Genomic DNA, 18,853 nt, shown 5'->3' with positions numbered 1-18,853 from the left:
AGGTGCGACATGCTGACCGCTGTGCGGACGCATGTCCGACGACCGTGACGACGCTGTCCAGGAGGAGACGACGATGAGCCTTCCCGATGCCGGTGCGGCTGCCCCGCAGCCCGGTCGGCCGCTGGTGTTCCGGAGCGGCACCGTCCTGACCATGGACGACGCGTCGACGGTCCTGACCGACGGCGACGTGCTCGTCGTCGACGACCGGATCGCGGCGGTCGGTCCGCGGCTGGACGTGCCGGAGGGCACCCAGGAGATCGACGCCTCCGGCGGCATCGTGATGCCGGGGATGATCGACACCCACCGGCACATGTGGCAGACCGCGATGCGCGGCTACGGCGCCGACTGGACGCTGACCCAGTACTTCGTCTGGAACTACCTCGAGCACGGCCGCAAGTTCCGGCCGCAGGACATCGCCGCGGGCAACCGGCTCTCGGCGATCGAGTCGCTCGACGCGGGCGTCACCACGACCGTGGACTGGTCGCACAACCTGCACACCGTCGAGCACGCCGAGGCCGCGCTGGATGCGCTGCGCTCGGTGCCCGGCCGGTTCGTGCTCGCCTACGGCAACATCCAGGCCGGCCCGTGGGAGTGGTCGGCCGACCCGGCGGTCCGGGCGATCCTGGAGCGCCTGCGCGACGCCCGCGACGACATGATGGGCGTGCAGATGGCGTTCGACGTCACCGGCGACCCGGCGTTCCCCGAGAAGGCGGCGTTCGAGGTCGCCCGCGACCTCGGGCTCCCGGTGACCACGCACGCCGGCGTCTGGGGCGCCACGAACGACGACGGCATCAAGCTCATGCACGAGCACGGCTTCATGCAGCCCGACACGATCTACGTGCACGCCTCCACCCTGACCCGCGACAGCTACCAGCGCATCGCGGCCACCGGCGGCTCGATCTCGGTGTCCACGGAATCGGAGTGCAGCGCCGGGCAGGGGCACGCCCCCACCGAGCAGGTCCTGCAGTACGGCATCCCGATGTCGCTGTCGATGGACACCAGCGTCTGGTGGAGCGCCGACGTCTTCTCCGCGATGCGCGCGACGCTCAACGCCGACCGGATGGCCGAGCACATGGACGCGCACCTCAAGGGCGAGACCATCACCCACCTGCGGCTGCGCGCGCAGAAGGTGGTCGAGTGGGCCACCCGGGGCGGCGCACGGGCGCTCGGACGCGACGACCTCGGCAGCCTGGAGGCGGGCAAGAAGGCCGACGTGGTGCTGATCAAGAACGACGCGTCGCCGGTGATGTTCCCGATGCTCAACCCGTACGGCCACGTCGTCTTCCAGGCCCAGCGCGGCGACGTGCACACCGTCGTCGTCGACGGCCGGGTGGTGAAGTCCGAGGGCAGGCTGGTCGGCACCGATCTCGCACCGGTGCGCCGGGAGATCGAGGACACCGTCGGCTACCTGCGGTCCGAGCTCGGCGAGGAGGCCTGGGCGCAGGGCATGTTCCCCGACCTGCCCACGACCGAGGTGCTGGACAACCCGTACCAGTACACCGACTACAAGTCCGAGGCGACGCACGCCGGCGGCGAGGAGCGCGTGCTCGGCCGCTGAACCCGGTCGGACGGACGACGGGAGGAGGGGACATGGCCGGACGCGGGGCGGGGCCGGACTTCGTGGAGGCGCTGGCGCGCGGGCTCGACGTGCTCGCGTGCTTCGACGCCGACCACCCGAGCATGTCCCTGACCGAGGTGGCGACGGCCGCGGGCCTGGCCCGGCCGACCGCGCGCCGGCTGCTGCTCACCCTCGAGGAGCTCGGCTTCGTGCGGTCCACGGGCGGCACGTTCGCCCTGACGCCGAAGGTGCTCACCCTCGGCATGGCCTACGTGGGTGCGCTCGGCCTCTGGGACATCGCCCGGCCGCACCTCGAGGCCCTGGTCGCGCGCACCGGCGAGTCCTCGTCGATGGCCCAGCTCGACGGCTCGGACATCGTCTACGTCGCGCGGGTGTCGGTGCCCAAGATCATCGCCCTGCGGGTCGACATCGGCACGCGGTTCCCCGCCGCGCAGACCTCGCAGGGCAAGGTGCTGCTCGCCGCCCTCTCCCCCGACGAGCTCGCCGCCACCCTCGAGCTGCCCAGCCGCGCCGGGCTGCCCGCCTACATCGGCCGCTCCCGCGAGCAACTGCTCGCCGAGCTGACCGAGGTGCGCGCCCGCGGCTGGGCGCTGGCCGACGAGGAGCTCGCGCCCGGCGTCAGGTCGGTCGCCGTCCCGGTGCGCGACGGCACCGGCGCCGTGCGGGCGGCGATGAACGTCACCGTGCACGCGGCCGAGACCTCCACCGAGGTGCTCCTCGGCGAGCACCTCCCGCACCTGCTGCGCGCGGCCGGCGACATCAGCGCCGAGTGGGCGCTGTGGCAGTCCCGGCCGCACGTCGAGGTCACCCGCGACACCGGCGGCGCGCGCCCGGCCTGACCGGTGTGCGACCGTCGTCGGCATGGTCGCGGTGCTCTCCATCCAGTCCCACGTCGCCTACGGGCACGTCGGCAACTCCTCGGCGGTGTTCCCCCTCCAGCGGCTGGGCATCGAGGTCTGGCCGGTGCACACGGTGCAGTTCTCCAACCACACCGGCTACGGGGAATGGACCGGGCGGGTGTTCGACGGTCCGGCGATCGAGGAGATCGTGCAGGGCATCGCCGACCGCGGCGTCCTGGGCCGCTGCGACGCGGTGCTCTCCGGGTACCTGGGCTCGGCCGACATCGGCCACGCGGTCGTCGACACGGTCACCAGGGTGCGGGCGGCCAACCCCGAGGCGGTCTACTGCTGCGACCCGGTGATCGGCGACGTCGGGCGCGGGGTGTTCGTGCGCCCGGGCATCGAGGAGTTCATGCGCGACGTCGCCGTCCCGGCCGCGGACGTCGTGACGCCGAACCACTTCGAGCTCGACCTGCTGTCGGGGACGACGACCGGGTCGATCGCGTCGGTGACCGACGCGGTCGCCGCCGTGCACGACCTCGGCCCGCGGGTGGTGCTGACGACGTCGCTGGTCGCCGAGGACACGCCCGCGGACGCCGTGGACCTGCTGGCCTCGGAGGGCGGCCGGCACTACCGCGTGCGCACGCCGCGGCTCGACGTGTCGGTCAACGGGGCGGGCGACGCGATCGCCGCGCTCTTCCTCGCCCACTGGCTCGACACGCGGTCGGCCGGCGAGGCGCTGGGCCGGGCCGCCGCGTCGGTCTTCGGCCTGCTCGCCCGCACCGAGGCCGCCGGGTCGCGGGAGATCCTGCTGGTCGACGCGCAGGAGGAGTTCGTGTCGCCGAGCCGCTCGTTCGAGGTCGTCGAGGTCTGACGGACGCACTGCGGGCCCCGGTCGGCGACCGGGGCCTGCAGTGACCGAGGGATCAGGCGGCGACGCGCTCCCGCTGGACGCGCTCGGCACCGGACTGCCCCAGGTCGGCGAGCGGCACGTGCGCGGTCTCCCGCGCGGTGAGGGCGCAGACCCCGGCCACGCCGGCGGCCGCCGCGGTCAGGAAGGCCACCGGTAGCCAGCCGTTGGGCCCGTCACCGACGATGCCCGCGGCGATCGCCGGGGAGAACCCGCCGAGCGCGAAGCCGATCTGCGTGCCGATCGCCATGCCGGAGTAGCGCACCTTCGTGCTGAACATCTCGCCGTACAGCGACGGCCAGATGCCGTTGGCGGCGGAGTACACGACGCCCGAGAGCAGGATCCCGAACAGGAAGATCAGCGCGAAGTCGCCCCGGCCCACGGCCCAGAGGAACGGGAAGATCAGGACGGCGGAGCCGAGCGCACCGAAGGCGAACACCGGCCGGCGGCCGATCCGGTCGGACAGCCGCGCCCACAGCGGGATGGCGCCCAGCGCCACGATGTTGGCGGCGACGACGACCCACAGGTAGGTCGCCTTGTCCAGCCCCACGGTGTCGGTGGCGTAGGCCAGCGACCAGGTGGCCACGATCGTGCTCACGACGGACACCAGGGCGCAGAGGATCACGCGGAGGACGCTCTGCCAGTGGTCGCGGAACAGGACGGCGACGGGGAGCTTGGCCACCTCGTGCGCCTGTTCGACCTTCTCGAACTCCGGCGTCTCGGGCAGGGTGCGCCGCACCCAGTAGCCGACCGCGACCACGACCGCGGAGAGGAAGAACGGGATCCGCCAACCCCAGCTGTAGAGCTGCTCGTCCGGCAGTGCGGCGACCGGGATGAAGACGAACGTCGCGAGGATCAGGCCGGCCTGGGTGCCGCTCAGCGTGAAGCTGGTGAAGAAGCCGCGACGCCCGTCCGGGGCGTGCTCGAGGGTCAGCGAGTTCGCACCGCTCTGCTCCCCCGCGGCCGACAGTCCCTGCAGGACGCGGAGCACGACCAGCAGGACCGGCGCGGTCACGCCGATGGCGGCGTAGGACGGCAGGAGGCCGATCAGGAACGTCGAGACACCCATGAGCAGCAGGGTCATGACCAGCATCTTCTTGCGGCCCAGCCGGTCACCGAAGTGACCGATGATGACCGCGCCGATCGGACGGGCCACGTACGCGACGCCGAAGGTGGCCAGCGAGAGCAGGGTCGCGGTGGCCGGGTCGCTGTCGGCGAAGAACACCTGGGGGAAGACCAGGCCGGCTGCCGAGCCGTAGATGAAGAAGTCGTAGTACTCGAGCATGCTGCCGACGAAGCTGGCGAGAGCGGCCTTGCGCGGGACGCGCTCGGCGACGGGGCCACCGGGGGCGGTGGTGGTCATGGTGATCTCCTGGGAGTACCGGCGGCAGCGAAGGATTCGTGCCGGGTGGCGGCCGGGCTGCGCCCGGTGCGGTCAGCGGTGCGGTGCTGCGCGCGGCGTCCGGGGTGTCCGGCTGCCTGCTCTCCCGTCCCCGTGTGCTCAGGGCCGGTCATCCAGCGGCTTATGTACCAACTGGTTACGTACCAGATGGTGAGGTGATGGCCGTCACCTTGTCAAGCCGGCGCCCGGAATCCGGCGCGCCGCCGGGGAAAGGTGCTGGTGGGGCGGGCGGACGCCTCAGCGAGCGGTCAGCCAGGCCACGACGAGGTCGCCCAGCATCTGCCGCTGGTGCTCGCGGAGGCTCGGGTCGAGGAGGTCGCGGGCGAAGATGGCGCCGAACGTGTGGCGGTTCGCCGTCCGGAAGACGCAGTAGGCGCTGATCACCTGGTGCACGTCCAGCGCGTCGACGTCCTCGCGGAACACCCCCGCCGCCCAGCCGCGCGCCAGGATGGTGCCCAGCACGTCCAGCGCCGGGTTGGCCAGGCCGGAGAGGATGGTCGAGCGGGCGATGTGCTCGGCCCGGTGGATGTTCTCGATGCTGACCAGCCGGATGAAGTCCGGGTGCGACTCGTGGTGGTCGAACGTCAGCGCGGCGAGCTCGCGGATCGCCTCGACCGGATCGAGGTGCTCGACGTCGAGCTGCTGCTCCAGGCCGCGGATGAAGCTGTAGGCCTGCTCCAGGACGGCGACGTAGAGCTGCTCCTTGCCGCCGAAGTAGTAGTAGATCATCCGCTTGGTGGTGCTGGTCTTGTCGGCGATCAGGTTGATCCGCGCACCGGCGTAGCCCTGGTCGGCGAACTCGCGGGTGGCGACGGCGAGGATGTCGGCACGGGTCCGCTCGGCGTCCCGGATGCGCTCGACGGCCTCCGAAGGCTGGGCGGTCACGCAGTCAGCCTAGGGGCTGGCGCCTGAGTCGCGAATGTGGTCCCCTGGGCTAACTCACCAACTGGTACACAACGCGGAGGCCGCTCGTGAGCCACGGATCGCCCAGCTACCTCGCCGGCCTGATCGGCACCGGCATCGGCCCGTCGCTGACGCCGCCCCTCCACGAGCGCGAGGGCGACGAGCTCGGCCTCCGCTACGTCTACCGGCGCTTCGACCTCGACGAGCTCGGCCTCCCGGCCGAGTCCGTCGGCGACCTCCTGGCGGCGGCCCGGCTCGCCGGCTTCGACGGCGTGAACGTGACCCACCCCTGCAAGCAGCTGGTCCTCCCCCACCTCGACGAGCTCTCCCCCGACGCCGCCGCGCTCGGCGCGGTGAACACCGTCGTCTTCCGGGACGGCCGGACGATCGGCCACAACACCGACTGGTCCGGCTTCGCGCGGGCCTTCGACCGCGGGCTGCCCGACGCGGCGCTCGGCCGGGTCGTGCTGCTCGGTGCCGGTGGCGCGGGCGCGGCCGTCGCGCACGCCCTGCTGACCCTCGGCACCGGCCGGTTGACCGTGCTCGACGTGGACGCCGGCAGGGCTCGCGCGCTCGCTGCGTCCCTCGCCGACCGGTTCGGCGCCGACCGCGCCGCGGGCGGGGCCGTCGCCGGTGTCGCCGACGCGCTCGCCGGCGCCGACGGGCTGGTGCACGCGACGCCGACCGGCATGGCGGCGCACCCGGGACTCCCGCTGCCGGCGGACCTGCTGCGCCCGGACCTGTGGGTGGCCGACATCGTCTACCGGCCGCTGGAGACCGAGCTGGTGCGCACTTCCCGCGCGGCCGGCTGCCGGGTGCTCGACGGCGGCGGGATGGCGGTCTTCCAGGCCGTCGACGCCTTCCGGCTGATCACCGGCGTGGAGCCCGACGCGGAGCGGATGCTCGCGCACTTCAGCACGCTGATCGCGGCGCCGGACCCGGGTGTCCGGATCGCCCGGTGACCCGCCGGGCCATCGCCACGGTCTGCCTGTCGGGCACGCTCGAGGACAAGCTGGCCGCCGCGGCGGCCGCCGGCTTCGACGGCATCGAGGTGTTCGAGCCGGACCTGATCGGCTCGCCCTGGTCGCCCGCGGAGCTGGCTGCCCGCTGCGCCGACGCGGGGCTGACGATCGACCTCTACCAGCCGTTCCGCGACCTCGACTCGACCGATCCGGAGCGCTTCGCCCGCAACCTGCGGCGCGCGGAGCGGAAGTTCGACGTCATGACCGCGCTCGGCACCGACACGATGCTGGTCTGCTCGTCGGTCGCCCCCGACGCCGTCGCCGACCTGGACCGGCTGGCCGAGCAGCTCGCGGGCGCGGCGGACCGGGCCGCGCAGCGCGGCCTGCGCCTGGCCTACGAGGCCCTGGCATGGGGGGCCGAGGTCTCCACGTGGGACGCCGCCTGGGAGGCCGTGCGCCGGGCGGACCACCCGGCGCTGGGCCTCTGCCTGGACAGCTTCCACGTGCTCTCCCGCGGCGGGGACCCCGCCGGGTTCGGCGCCGTCCCCGCGGACAAGCTGTTCTTCCTCCAGCTGGCCGACGCGCCGCGCCTGGAGATGGACGTGCTGCAGTGGAGCCGGCACCACCGGCTCTTCCCCGGCCAGGGCGCGTTCGACCTGCCCGGCTTCCTCGGCGCCGTCCTCGCCGCGGGTTACACCGGCCCGCTGTCGCTCGAGGTGTTCAACGACGTCTTCCGCCAGTCCGACCCGCGCCGCGCCGCCGTCGACGCGATGCGCTCGCTGCTGTGGCTCGAGGAATCCCTGGCCCACCGCTCCCCCGGCGCTGCGCCCGGCGCGATCCCGCCGCCCCCCGCGCTCACCGGCCACTCGTTCGCCGAGCTGGCCGTCGACGGGGTGTCCGGCCCCCAGCTGGCCGGCGCCCTGACCGCCCTCGGCTTCACGCACACCGGCCAGCACCGCTCCAAGCCCGTGCAACTGTGGGAGCAGGGCCGGGCCCGGGTGCTGCTCAACGCCTCCGTCGTCCGCCCGGAGGGTCCCGGGCTCGCCGCCGTCGCGGCGCTGGGACTGGAGAGCACCGATCCCACCGCCTCCGCGCTGCGGGCCGAGGCCCTGCTGGCACCGGTGCTCCCGCGGACCCGCGGCGCGGCGGAGGCCGAGCTCTCGGCGGTGGCGGCCCCCGACGGCACCGAGGTGTTCTTCACCCGCACCGGCCCGGACGGCTGGCCGGCCGACTTCCTCGACACCGGGGCGCCCGCCTCCCCCGGTGCGGGCCTGACCGCCATCGACCACGTCGGCCTGACCCAGCCCTTCGACTCCTTCGACGAGGCCGGGCTGTTCTACCGCGCGGTGCTCGGCCTCGAACCCGAGGGCGTGGTCGAGGTGGCCGCCCCCTTCGGCCTGGTCCGGACGCGGGCGGTGGCCAACCCCGACCGCACGCTCCGGCTCGCGCTGACGGCGTCGCTGCTCCGGCGGGGCGGCTGGGCGCCGGGGGTGCCCGCACCGCAGCACGTCGCCTTCACCACCGGCGACGTCGTGGCGACCGCCCGCCGGCTGCGGGCCGCCGGCGCGCCGCTGCTGGCCGTGCCGGCCAACTACCACGACGACCTGGAGGCGCGGGTCGACCTCGACCCCGGCCTGGTCGCCGGGATGCGCGAGTGCGGCCTGCTCTACGACGAGGACGCCGGCGGGAGCTACCTGCACCTCTACACCGAGGTGCTCGGCTCGCGTGTGTTCTTCGAGGTCGTCCAGCGCATCGGCGGCTACGACGGCTACGGGTCGGTCAACGCCCCGGTCCGGATGGCCGCGCACCGGCGGCTGCGGCTGGCCACCGCCTGAGCGACGGTCACGATCGGACGGCGACACCCAGGACGTGCGGCGAGGCGGGCATCGGCAGCCGCGTGTCGGGGAAGGCGAACGTCTCGACGCGCTCCACGACGAAGCCGGCATCGGCGATCGCCGCCATGGTGTCCCGCGCGGTGTGGCAGCCCCCGCCGACGCGCGGCCACACCGTGGCGTCCAGCAGCCGCTGCACCCGGGCGAGACCCCGCCGCTCGGCGCGGACGTGCTCCCAGAAGTACAGCCGCCCACCGGGCCGCACGACCCGGCGCAGCTCGGCCAGGGCGGCCGCCTGGTCCGGGACGCTGCACAGCACCAGCGTGACGACGGCGGCGTCGAAGGAACCGTCGTCGGCGGGCAACCGGTCGGCGACGCCGTCGACGACGGTCACCGGCACGGCGGCGTCCCGCGCGGCCTCCGCCGCCAGAGCGCGCAGCCGCGGCTCGGGCTCCACCGCCACGACCTCGGTCACGCCGGCCGGGTAGTGGCCGAAGTTGCTGCCGGTGCCGGCGCCGACCTCGACCACGCGTCCGCTGATGCCGTGCAGGAGCCGCTGCCGGTGCTCACCGGCGCCCTGCCGCTCGATCGACGGCGCCATGCGCACCCACAACCGCGCGAAGAAGGGATGCTCGACCGCCGTTCCGGGCTTGGCCACGATCGATCAGTCGCGCTCGCGGACGACGTGCACCGCGGCCTCCTCGGCCGAGGCCCCCGCGCCGTCGATGCCGGCGTCGCGGGCGTACAGCTCGTCGTCGGTGTCGGAGCTCCCGCCGTCGTCGGCGTCGACCAGCCGGCCGGCCCGCACGTCGCCGACCTCCTCGTCGATGAGCTCGCCGTCGGTGTCGGAGGTGTCGCCGAGCCCGTCGCCCTCGTCGTCGACGCCCTCCGGCACCTCCCGGGCCAGCCGGCCGTCGAGGCTCTCCCCCGCCGACTCCTCGGCCTCCGTGGTGCCCCAGTCGTCGACCGCCCACGGCTTCTCCGGCGGCGACCACCCGGTGTCGAGGACGTCGCGGACCCCGTGCGTGTCCTCCAGGGTGTCCTCGGGCTCCAGCACCCCCGAGTCCTCCTCGGGGTCGGTGCCGTCGGTGCCGTAGATGCCCGGCTCCATGTCGTCTCCTCCGATGTCGCGTCGTCGGCCGTTCCGACGAGTCTGGCGGCTCGGGCGCCCCGGGGACAGGCCCACCGGAACGGACCCGGACCGCGGACGGCGATACTGGACCCGAGCAGTCGCGGACGATGGGAGCACGTGGGTGGAACGCAGACGCCGGAACCAGCCGCGGGACGCCGTCCTGCCCCCACGGACGCACGACGGGAAGGCCTGACATGGACAAGGTCGTCGCCAGCCCCCAGGACGCCGTTGCCGACATCGCCGACGGCGTCACCCTCTCGGTCGGCGGGTTCGGGCTCTGCGGTGTGCCGATCGCCCTGATCGACGCGCTCCTGGCCCAGGGCACCAAGGACCTGGTCACCATCTCCAACAACTGCGGGGTCGACGACCAGGCGCTGGGCGTGCTGCTCTACGCCGGCCGGATCCGCAAGACGATCAGCTCGTTCGTCGGCGGCAACAAGGAGCTCGCCCGGCTCTACCTCACCGGCGAGCTCGAGGTCGAGCTGACGCCGCAGGGCACGCTGGCCGAGCGGCTGCGCGCCGGCGGCACCGGCATCCCCGCCTTCTACACGCCCACCGGGGTCGGCACGATGGTCGCCGAAGGCGGCATCCCGGTGCGCTACGACGCCGAGGGCAACGTCGTGAAGACCAGCGAGCCCAAGGAGGTCCGGGTCTTCGACGGCGAGCAGTACGTGCTCGAGACGGCGCTGACCGCCGATTTCGGGCTCGTCCGCGCGGCCGTCGGCGACCGGCACGGCAACCTCGTCTTCCACGAGTCGGCCCGCAACTTCAACCCGCTCGCCGGCATGGCCGGGCGGATCACGATCGCCGAGGTCGAGGAGCTCGTCGAGCCCGGCGACATCAAGCCCGAGGACGTGCACCTGCCCGGGGTGTTCGTCGACCGCGTCGTCGTCGTCGGCCCCGAGGGCAAGAAGATCGAGAAGCGCACCACCCGCCCACGCCCCGAGGGAGCGTCCGCCTGATGGCCCTGTCCCGCGAGCAGCTCGCCGCCCGCGTCGCCCTCGAGCTGGAGGACGGCCACTACGTCAACCTCGGGATCGGCATGCCGACCCTCGTCCCGAACTACGTGCCCGACGACATCCACGTCGTCCTGCACTCGGAGAACGGGATCCTCGGCGTCGGGCCCTACCCGTTCGACGGCGAGGAGGACCCGGACCTCATCAACGCCGGCAAGGAGACCGTCACGATCCTGCCCGGGTCGAGCTTCTTCGACTCGTCGCTCTCCTTCGGGATGATCCGCGGCAAGCACCTCGACGTCGCCGTCCTCGGGGCGATGCAGGTCAACGTCCGCGGCGACCTGGCCAACTGGCTGATCCCCGGGAAGATGGTCAACGGCATGGGCGGCGCGATGGACCTCGTCCATGGCGCCCGCCGGGTGATCATCATGATGGAGCACGTCGCCCGTGACGGGTCGGCCAAGATCGTCGAGGAGTGCACCCTGCCGCTGACCGGCAAGGCGTGCGTCGACCGGATCATCACCGACCTCGCCGTCATCGACGTCACCGACGACGGGCTGGTCCTGCGCGAGGTCGCCCCCGGCGTCACCGCCGACGACGTCCTCGCCGCCACCGGCGCACCCCTCGCCGTCATCGACGACGTGCCGACGATGCGGCTGCCCGCCACCGTCTGAGCACGACGTCCCTCAGGCGGACATTCCGACGTCGGAATGTCCGCCTGAGGGTCAGCGATCGCCCGGCGACGGCCTCAGAACGGGTACGCCGGCAGGTCCCCGCGCACCGTGACCCACTGGGTCTCGGTGAACGCCTCGATGTTGGCCTGGGGCCCGCCGTGCCGGGAGCCGGTGCCCGACGCGCCGACGCCGCCGAACGGGGCCACGGCCTCGTCGTTGACCGTCTGGTCGTTGATGTGCACCAGGCCCGACGGGATGCGCTCGGCGAGCTCGAGGCCCGCGTAGACGTCCTTGGTGAGGATGCCCAGGGACAGGCCGTACTCGGTGCCCGCGGCGAGCTTCACGACCTCGTCGATCGAGGAGAACGGCGTCACCGGTGCGACCGGGCCGAAGATCTCCTCCTGGTAGGCCGGGGCGTCGACCGGCACGTTGCCGAGCACGGTCGGCCGGTAGAACAGCCCCTCGAAGGTGCCGCCGGTGCGCACCTGCGCGCCGCCGTCGACGCTGGCGGTGACCAGGCCGTGCACGCGGTCGCGCTGGCCGGCGTCGATCAGCGGGCCGAGCGCGACGTGGTCGCGGAACGGGTCGCCGACCGGCAGCTTCTCCACCTTCTCGGTGAGGATCTGCGTGTACTCCTCGGCGATCGACTCGTGCACCAGGTGCCGGGAGGTCGCCATGCAGATCTGCCCCGAGTGGGCGAAGGTGCCCCACGCGCCGACCGAGGCGGCCGCCCGCACGTCGACGTCGGGCATCACGATCAGCGCCGAGTTGCCGCCGAGCTCCAGGTGGGCCCGCTTGAGGTGCTGACCGGCCAGCGAGCCGACCGCGCGGCCGGCGCGGGTGGAGCCGGTGAACGCGATGATCCGGACGGCGGGCTCCACCACGAGCGCCTCGCCGACATCGGCGCCGCCGGGCAGCACCTGCAGCACGCCGGCCGGCAGCCCCGCCTCCTCGAAGACGCGGGCGAACATGGCGCCGCCGCTGATGGCGGTGCGCGGGTCGGGCTTGAGGATCACCGCGTTGCCCAGGGCCAGCGCCGGGGCGACCGCGCGGATCGCGAGGATCGTCGGCACGTTGAACGGCGCGATGACGCCGACGACGCCGGCCGGCACGCGGCGGGCGAAGCTCAGGCGCGGCGATCCGCTGCGCAGCAGCTCGCCGTAGGGGTGGCTCGGCAGCGCGGAGGCCTCGTAGCACTCCTGGGCGCTCGTGTGCACCTGGAAGTCGCCGAAGGGCTGGATCGCCCCGGACTCGCGGGCCAGCCAGCCCTTGATCTCGTCGGCGTGCGCGGAGAGGACGTCACCGGCCTTGCGCAGGACCGCCGCCCGCTCCTCGAACGGCAGCGCCGCCCAGCCCCGCTGCGCCTCGACCGCGCGGGCCGCGGCGGTGCTGACGTCGGCGGGGGTCGCCTTGCCGACGGCGCCGATCGTCTCGCCGGTGGCGGGCTCGACGGCGTCGTAGCTGCCGCCGCTGCCGTCGGTCCAGGCTCCGGTCCAGACCTTGCCCTGCCAGGCGCCGTTGTCGAGCAATGCCATGTTCACTCCTCGTGTTCACTTCGTCGTCTGCGACCGCGTCGGTGCGGTCGTCAGGTGGGGCTGGACGTGCGCGCCGGTTCCCCGCCGTGGCCGGGCGGGAGCGGGGCACCGTACGTAGCTGTTCCGCCGCCGGACAAGGCCTCTTTCCGTTGGGCGGAAGCCGGGTCGGCCGACACGTCGAGGGTGCGCGAGATGCCGCGGGCGGCCGCCCGCACGCCCGGGGTGAGGGTGCGGACGGCGGCGGGCGAACTCCCCCGGACGACGATCGACAGCGCCGCCACGACGGCCCCGCGCACCTCGATGGGCGCGGCGACCGACACCGCGTCGGTCGTGACCTGCCGGTCGCTGATCGCCACCCCGCTCCGGCGCACCTCGGCCAGGACGCGCCGCAGCTGCCGCGGCTCGGTGATCGTGTGCGGCGTGTACCGCTGCAGGGGGCCGGCCAGCACCCGCTCCTGCACCTCCACCGGGGCGTGCGCCAGCAGCACGAGGCCGACACCGGTCGGGGCGAGGGCGAACCGGCCACCCACCTGGGTGTAGACCGAGACCGCGTCGCGCCCGGCGAAGCGCTCGACGAACACCACCTCGGTGTCGTCGCGCACCGCCAGCTGCACGTTCTCGTGGGTCACCTCGTAGAGGTCCTCCATGAACGGCAGCGCCGCCTCGCGCAGTCCCAGCCCGCGGGGCGCCAGCGCGCCGAGCTCCCAGATGCGCAGGCCGATCCGGTACCGGCCGTCGTCGTCCCGTTCCAGGGCGCCCCAGCCGCACAGCTCGGCCACCAGCCGGTGCGCCGTCGACAACGGCACGTCCACGGCGCGGGCGATGTCGGAGAGCGTCAGCGCCGGGCGCTCGCGGGTGAACGCGCCGAGGACGGCCAGGACCTTGCCCGCGGCGGTGCGCTGCTCCCGACCCGGCCGGCCGCTCAGAGCTCGAGCACCAGCTTCGGGCACGCCGCCCGGGACACGCAGATGAACATCGTGTCGTTGGCCGCCTGCTCCGCGGGGGTCAGCAGCGAGTCCCGGTGGTCGACCTCGCCCGACAGGACCGTCGTCTCGCACGTTCCGCACGTCCCTTCCGTGCACGAGGACAGCACGCTGATGCCCGCCTCCTCGACGACCTGGAGGACAGACTTCTCCGGTGGCACCGTGAGCGACAGGCCGCTGACCGCGAGCTCCACCTCGAAGGCACCGGTCAGCACGGGTTCCCCGACGTCCTTGGGGGCGAAGCGCTCCACGTGCAGTGTCCCGGCCGGCCACGCAGCGCAGCGCTGCTCGACGGCGAGCAGCAGCGGCTCGGGTCCGCAGCAGTACACCAGCGTGTCCGGCTGCGGGGTGCCGATCAGCCGGTCGAGGTCGATCAGGCCCACCTCGTCCTGCGGGTGGAGCGTGACCCGCGACCCGGTCGCCTCCTCCAGCGCCTCCAGGAACGCCATCGACCGCAGGCTCCGGCCGCCGTAGTGCAGCTCCCAGTCGGCGCCCGCGGCCTGCGCCGCGTCGATCATCGGCAGGATCGGCGTGATCCCGATGCCGCCGGCGATGAACACGTAGCGCTTCGAGGGCTCGAGCGCGAAGTGGTTGCGCGGCCCGCGGACGGCGATCTCGTCGCCCTCGCCGAGACCCTCGTGCACGTGCGCCGACCCGCCCCGGCTCTCGGGCTCGCGGAGGACCGCGATCCGCCAGACGGAGCGGTCGGCCGGGTCGCCGCACAGGGAGTACTGCCGGGTCAGCCCGCCGGGCAGGTGCAGGTCGACGTGCGCCCCGGCCGACCACTCCGGCAGGTCGGCGGCGGACGGGTCGCGGAGGTCGAGGACGACGACGCCCTCGGCACCCGTCGTCCGGCGGGCGACCCGCAGCCGCAGGTCCACTTCGTCGGTGGTGCTGTGCACGGAGACTGCCTCCTTCCAGCTTTCGGTACAGAAAGCTGAGCGGGGGTGTTCGGCTTTCTGTACCGAAAGCTTCAGACGAGTACGGGGACCCGGGCGCGGATCGTCGCGGGGTCGGTGACGACGTGGGCGGGCGGCGGCGGCAGGTCGGCCGGCGGTTGCGCGGCCGCGCCTCCCGACGGGTGGTCCGGGTGCGCGAGCAGCCACTCCCACATCTCGACCGGGTCCTCCACCTCGGTCTCGGCGCCGCAGTGGCAGCGGCCTCGGAGCCGGTCGGATCCCGGCAGCCAGTTCACCCGCATCACCCGCTCGCCGGGGAGCATGTCGTTCATCGGGCGGCCGGCACCGCGGTCGCGTCCGCCGACTCGGCCAGCTTCGCGATCAGCCGACGCGCGGCGAGCCCGCCGGTGTCGATGTTGATCGAGAGCTCCTGGTACCCGTCGGCCTCCCCCGCGATGACCTGCTCGAGCACGTTCAGCGCGACGACGTCCTGCAGGACGACGGTGCGGTTGTTCTCGCGCAGGAAGTCGGACACCTCCTCGTCGTCGAGGGCGAAGTCCCGCGCGACCGCCCAGAAGTCGTGCGTGGAGTTCTCGGTCTCGGGGGTGATGGCGTAGACGACCTCGACGTGGAAGGCGTCGGGGTCGCTGCCGTCGTCGTTCGGGAGGACGCCGACCGGCGCGATCCGGCTGTGCAGCTTGTACAGGCACGGCGGGGTGAACTCGATGTCCTGCCAGCGCGTGATGCGGCCCTCGATGCCGGTGCTCTTCGAGTAGAACGGCGGGCACGCGGCGTCGGCCATGTGCCGGCTGACGTAGACGATGCCCGCCTCGTCGTCGACCTCGGTGGTGATCGGGGTCTCGGCCACCTCCGGGGTGCCGATGTAGCCGCCGTGCAGGTAGGTCTCGTGCGAGAGGTCCATCAGGTTGTCGACCAGCAGGCTGGCGCGCGCGGCCAGCGGCTCCATCCCCGAGACGGTGGTCCAGCCCTCCTGGTCGAGCCAGGGTGCGCGCGGGATGCGGGTCGACGCGGCCCGGTCGGGGTCACCGATGAACACCCACACGAAGCTGTCCTGCTCGACCACGGGGTAGCTCTTGAGCCGGGCCGTGCGCGGGATGCGGGTCTGCCCGGGGACGGCGACGCAGACGCCGTCCGAGCCGTAGGTGAAGCCGTGGTAGCCGCAGACGACGGTGTCGCCGACCAGGTGGCTGGGCTTCTCCGACAGCGGGAAGCGGCGGTGCACGCAGCGGTCGCTCATCGCGGTGACCTCGCCGGACTCGGTGCGCCAGAAGAGGATCGACTCCCCGCAGATCGTGCGGCTGAACAGCTCGCGCCCGACCTCGCTCCCGTAGGCGGCGACGTACCACTGGTTGCGGACGATCGACGTCATCTGCCCCTGCCTTCCCCGGTCCGGACTGTCCTCCCGAGGGTGACCGCCGTCACGGGGAGTCGACACCGGACTTCCGCCCCACGGAAGGATTCCGTCCCACCGCAGCGGGGCGGCCGGCCACCACGCCCGCCGCGCCGAGGGCAGCGCAGACCCCCAGCAGCACGATCAACGGCACCGTCCAGCCGCCGGTGGCCGCGTAGAGCGCGCCGACGACCAGGGGCGAGACCGCGCCCACCGAGTACCCGACGAGCTGGGACATGCTCGACATCCGGGGGACGACGGAGTCGTCGGCCGAGCGCAGCACGACGAGGGCGAACGCGAGGGAGATGCCCGCGCCCTGCACCAGACCGCCCACGACCGCCCAGACCAGCCAGGCCTCCGGCCACAGCAGCAGCCCGGCGGGGACGACGGCCCACGCCAGCGCCACCACCACGGCGAGACCTCTCTGCCCGCGCCACCGCCCCAGCAGCGGCGCGACGAGCAGCGCGCCGGGGATGCCGAGGACCTGGAAGACCGTCGCGGCGGCCGCGGCCGCCCCGAGATCGAGGCCGAGCTCGTCGCCGAGCAGGCTGGGCAGCCAGGCGGTGACCGCGTAGTAGAGCACCGACTGCATGGCGAGCACGGCGCTCACCGCCCACGCCACCGGCTCCCGCCACACCCGCACGGCCGGGCCGCTCGGGACGTCCCGCGGCTGCTCGACCGGCACCGCACGCGGCCGCACCGCGAGCACCCACACCACCCCGGCGCCCGCGGCGAGCACCGCCCACACCGACAGCCCCCACCGCCAGCCCCACGCGGCGGCCACCGGGGCGGTCAGCGCGACGGTCAGGGCCGCACCCCCGGCCAGGGCCCCGGTGTACATGCCGGTGACCGTCCCCGCCCGTGCCGGGAACTCCCGCTTCACCACCGCGGGCAGCAGCACGTTGCCGACCGTCATGCCGGCCCCGACGACGAACGTGCCGACCAGCAGCACCGCGCTGCCGTCCACCGCGCGCAGCGCCGTCCCGACGGCGACCGTGACGAGCCCGGCGAGGACCGCCGTCCCCGACCCCAGCCGCCGGCCGAGCCAGGCGGCGGCCGGAGCCAGGCCCGCGAAGCAGAGCACCGGCAGGGTGGTCAGCAGGCCCGCCGACGTGGGCGAGAGGTCCAGTTCGGCGCGGATCTGCGGCAGCACCGGGGCGACCGCGGCGATGGCACCGCGCAGGTTCAGCCCGGCCAGCAGGACCGCGACGAGGACCAGCCGGTCCGATCGTCCTGGCGTGGTGGTCACCGAGTCGTGCTCACTCCTCCGGCAGCAGGCCCTCCAGGTCGGCCTCTTCCTCGAGCAGGCCGTCCTCGACCATCAGCTCGCCCAGCCGCTCGAGCTGCTCGCGCCGGAGGTCGGTGCCGAACTCTTCCAGGGTCAGTCCCTCGACCGCCTCGGCGGGCAGCTGCGGGAGCACCTGGGCGACCTGGGCCTTCACCGCGTCGGGGTTCTCCTCGGCGAACGCGAGGGTCTCCTCCAGCGCCGCGGTGAAGTCCTCGACCAGCTCCGGGTCGGACTCGACCAGCGTGCCGGAGGTGAAGAACAGCTGCGTCGGGTGGCCCTCGACGGACTCCTTGCTCGAGTAGCTGACCACCTGGTTGCCGGCGGAGACCAGCGTCGAGAGGAACGGCTCGGGCACCCAGACGGCGTCGACGTTGCCGGCGTCCAGCGCCGCGGGCATGTCGGGGAAGGGCAGCTCGACGAACTCGACGGCGTCGGGGTCGCCGCCGTCCTGCCGGACGGCCTCGCGGATGGTCAGGCCGCCCATGCCGTTGAGGGTGTTGACGGCGACCCGCTTCCCCTCCAGGTCGGCAGCCGACGCGATGCCCGAGTCGCCGGCCGCGAACACGCCGTTGATGTCGGTGTCGCCCTCGGACAGGGCCGACGTCCAGTGCCCGATCACGCGGACGTCGAGGTCCTCGCCGCGTGCCTGCAGCAGCGAGACGGGGTTGCTGGTGGCGAAGTCGATCTGGCCGGACATGACCGCCGGCAGGAGCGCCGCCCCACCCTGACCGGTCTCGACCGAGATCTCGATGTCGCGGTCGGCGAAGAAGCCCTCCTCGATGCCCGCGTACAGCGCCGCGGTGGGGAGGATCGGCAGCATGCCGACGGTCACCTCGCGCACCTCGCCGTCGCTTCCCGAGCCGCTCGACCCGCCGTCGTCACCCCCTCCGCCGCAGGCGGCGAGGGCGAGCACGGAGGCGGCGAGGGCAGGGATCCAGGAGCGACGCATCACTTTCTCCAGTCCGACACATCGATGATGAAGTCAACGATTGACGTTCAGCATGATGCACGTCACAGACGCGAGCCGCCAGCCCTTCCACGGCACGGAAGGGCGCGGGCCGTCAGAGGGTGCCGGTGGAACCGGTGACCAGGCGGGTCAGCAGGTCGCGCAGGATCAGCCGCTCGGTGCCCGAGAACCCGGCCAGCTGCGCGGTGACGGCGGCGTCGACCCGGCGGACGGCCTCGTCGCGCAACGCACGGCCCGCGGCGGTGCCGACGACGAGCTTCGTCCGCCGGTCGGACTCCGAGGGCTGGCGCTCCACCAGGCCGGACTGGGCCAGCTCGTCGACGAGGGAGACCACCTGACTGGGGTCCAGGCCGAGCGCGCCGGCCAGGTCGCGCTGGGAGACCCCGCCGGGTGCCGCGCACGCCATCAGCAGGACGGAGTAGGGCCGCACGCGCAGGCCGGTCGGCGCCAGCGCCACGTTGCAGGCGCGGACGAACAGGCCGCTCGCGCGCGTCAGCAGGAAGCCGACGTCGTCGGTCAGCACGCCGGTCGCGGCGGTGGGCTCCATCGGACCTCCATCGTTGACACTGTCCACGATACCG

The 18,853-nt window shown here is 73.4% G+C and carries 18 protein-coding genes and 1 pseudogene; 7 read left to right on the top strand and 12 right to left on the bottom strand.

The annotated features are described in order from the left end of the window. Nucleotides 1-73: 73 nt before the first annotated feature. The 3 genes from ABD644_RS06680 to pdxY are packed head-to-tail and all read left to right on the top strand — an operon-like array spanning nucleotide 74 to nucleotide 3,292. Complete coding sequence (locus ABD644_RS06680; RefSeq protein ID WP_344687912.1) at nucleotides 74-1,558, top strand: amidohydrolase family protein; 1,485 nt, start codon at nucleotides 74-76, stop codon at nucleotides 1,556-1,558. A 32-nt stretch (nucleotides 1,559-1,590) separates the two neighbouring features. Then, nucleotides 1,591-2,418, top strand: coding sequence for an IclR family transcriptional regulator domain-containing protein (locus ABD644_RS06675; protein ID WP_344687911.1), 828 nt, complete (start codon nucleotides 1,591-1,593; stop codon nucleotides 2,416-2,418). Between the two features lie 22 nt (nucleotides 2,419-2,440). Continuing rightward, nucleotides 2,441-3,292 (top strand): pyridoxal kinase PdxY, encoded by an 852-nt coding sequence (pdxY, locus tag ABD644_RS06670; RefSeq protein WP_344687909.1) that lies wholly within the window; start codon nucleotides 2,441-2,443, stop codon nucleotides 3,290-3,292. A gap of 52 nt (nucleotides 3,293-3,344) precedes the next feature. On the opposite strand, the gene ABD644_RS06665 is transcribed toward pdxY, so the two are convergent. Beyond that, the gene (locus ABD644_RS06665) at nucleotides 3,345-4,691 is read right to left on the bottom strand and encodes an MFS transporter (RefSeq protein WP_344687907.1); all 1,347 of its coding nucleotides are present in this window, start codon (nucleotides 4,689-4,691) and stop codon (nucleotides 3,345-3,347) included. Between the two features lie 276 nt (nucleotides 4,692-4,967). Next, on the bottom strand, nucleotides 4,968-5,615 hold the full coding sequence (locus ABD644_RS06660; protein WP_344687906.1) for a TetR/AcrR family transcriptional regulator: 648 nt from the start codon (nucleotides 5,613-5,615) through the stop codon (nucleotides 4,968-4,970). 86 nt (nucleotides 5,616-5,701) lie between these two features. Here ABD644_RS06660 and ABD644_RS06655 point away from each other — a divergent pair, with 86 nt between their 5' ends. Further along, nucleotides 5,702-6,595 carry a shikimate dehydrogenase gene (locus tag ABD644_RS06655; RefSeq protein WP_344687905.1) on the top strand — a complete coding sequence of 298 codons (894 nt, stop codon included), beginning with the start codon at nucleotides 5,702-5,704 and terminating at the stop codon, nucleotides 6,593-6,595. Next, nucleotides 6,592-8,430 carry a bifunctional sugar phosphate isomerase/epimerase/4-hydroxyphenylpyruvate dioxygenase family protein gene (locus ABD644_RS06650; RefSeq protein WP_344687904.1) on the top strand — a complete coding sequence of 613 codons (1,839 nt, stop codon included), beginning with the start codon at nucleotides 6,592-6,594 and terminating at the stop codon, nucleotides 8,428-8,430. Before ABD644_RS06655 ends, ABD644_RS06650 begins: the two co-directional genes overlap by 4 nt. A 7-nt stretch (nucleotides 8,431-8,437) precedes the next feature. Here ABD644_RS06650 and ABD644_RS06645 read toward each other — a convergent pair whose 3' ends face one another. Together ABD644_RS06645 and ABD644_RS06640 are read right to left on the bottom strand one after the other, a co-directional pair. Then, nucleotides 8,438-9,085 (bottom strand): class I SAM-dependent methyltransferase, encoded by a 648-nt coding sequence (locus ABD644_RS06645; RefSeq protein WP_344687903.1) that lies wholly within the window; start codon nucleotides 9,083-9,085, stop codon nucleotides 8,438-8,440. 6 nt (nucleotides 9,086-9,091) lie between these two features. Then, complete coding sequence (locus ABD644_RS06640; protein ID WP_344687902.1) at nucleotides 9,092-9,538, bottom strand: DUF5709 domain-containing protein; 447 nt, start codon at nucleotides 9,536-9,538, stop codon at nucleotides 9,092-9,094. 215 nt (nucleotides 9,539-9,753) lie between these two features. Between ABD644_RS06640 and ABD644_RS06635 the strand changes: the two genes are divergently transcribed. Then, complete coding sequence (locus ABD644_RS06635; protein WP_344687900.1) at nucleotides 9,754-10,521, top strand: CoA transferase subunit A; 768 nt, start codon at nucleotides 9,754-9,756, stop codon at nucleotides 10,519-10,521. Beyond that, entirely contained in the window at nucleotides 10,521-11,189 is a 669-nt protein-coding gene (locus ABD644_RS06630) for a 3-oxoacid CoA-transferase subunit B (RefSeq protein ID WP_344687899.1), read from the top strand. Before ABD644_RS06635 ends, ABD644_RS06630 begins: the two co-directional genes overlap by 1 nt. 74 nt (nucleotides 11,190-11,263) lie before the next feature. Here ABD644_RS06630 and ABD644_RS06625 read toward each other — a convergent pair whose 3' ends face one another. From ABD644_RS06625 to ABD644_RS06590, 8 genes and pseudogenes are all read right to left on the bottom strand, one after another. Further along, the gene (locus ABD644_RS06625; protein ID WP_344687897.1) at nucleotides 11,264-12,724 is read right to left on the bottom strand and encodes a benzaldehyde dehydrogenase; all 1,461 of its coding nucleotides are present in this window, start codon (nucleotides 12,722-12,724) and stop codon (nucleotides 11,264-11,266) included. Nucleotides 12,725-12,774: 50 nt separating this feature from the next. After that, a complete protein-coding gene (locus tag ABD644_RS06620; protein WP_344687896.1) occupies nucleotides 12,775-13,674 on the bottom strand; it encodes an IclR family transcriptional regulator in 900 nt (299 codons plus the stop codon). Then, a pseudogene (locus tag ABD644_RS06615) lies at nucleotides 13,647-14,621 on the bottom strand (PDR/VanB family oxidoreductase); the annotation flags it as partial. The pseudogene ABD644_RS06615 and the gene ABD644_RS06620, both read right to left, overlap by 28 nt. A gap of 59 nt (nucleotides 14,622-14,680) precedes the next feature. After that, nucleotides 14,681-14,938, bottom strand: coding sequence for a hypothetical protein (locus ABD644_RS06610; RefSeq protein WP_344687894.1), 258 nt, complete (start codon nucleotides 14,936-14,938; stop codon nucleotides 14,681-14,683). Next, nucleotides 14,935-15,996 (bottom strand): aromatic ring-hydroxylating dioxygenase subunit alpha, encoded by a 1,062-nt coding sequence (locus tag ABD644_RS06605; RefSeq protein WP_344687893.1) that lies wholly within the window; start codon nucleotides 15,994-15,996, stop codon nucleotides 14,935-14,937. The genes ABD644_RS06610 and ABD644_RS06605 overlap by 4 nt, the downstream gene beginning before the upstream one ends. Nucleotides 15,997-16,045: 49 nt before the next feature. Next, nucleotides 16,046-17,266 (bottom strand): MFS transporter, encoded by a 1,221-nt coding sequence (locus ABD644_RS06600; RefSeq protein ID WP_344687890.1) that lies wholly within the window; start codon nucleotides 17,264-17,266, stop codon nucleotides 16,046-16,048. 10 nt (nucleotides 17,267-17,276) lie between these two features. Next, a complete protein-coding gene (locus ABD644_RS06595; protein ID WP_344687888.1) occupies nucleotides 17,277-18,254 on the bottom strand; it encodes an ABC transporter substrate-binding protein in 978 nt (325 codons plus the stop codon). 112 nt (nucleotides 18,255-18,366) lie between these two features. Next, nucleotides 18,367-18,819 carry a MarR family winged helix-turn-helix transcriptional regulator gene (locus ABD644_RS06590; RefSeq protein WP_344687885.1) on the bottom strand — a complete coding sequence of 151 codons (453 nt, stop codon included), beginning with the start codon at nucleotides 18,817-18,819 and terminating at the stop codon, nucleotides 18,367-18,369. Nucleotides 18,820-18,853: the final 34 nt, after the last annotated feature.

Origin of the sequence: Blastococcus jejuensis, from assembly GCF_039534705.1 — a bacterium.
Lineage (GTDB): Bacteria > Actinomycetota > Actinomycetes > Mycobacteriales > Geodermatophilaceae > Blastococcus_B > Blastococcus_B jejuensis.
Note: the sequence above shows the minus strand (reverse complement) of the source record. Positions and strands in the feature narration are given on the sequence as shown.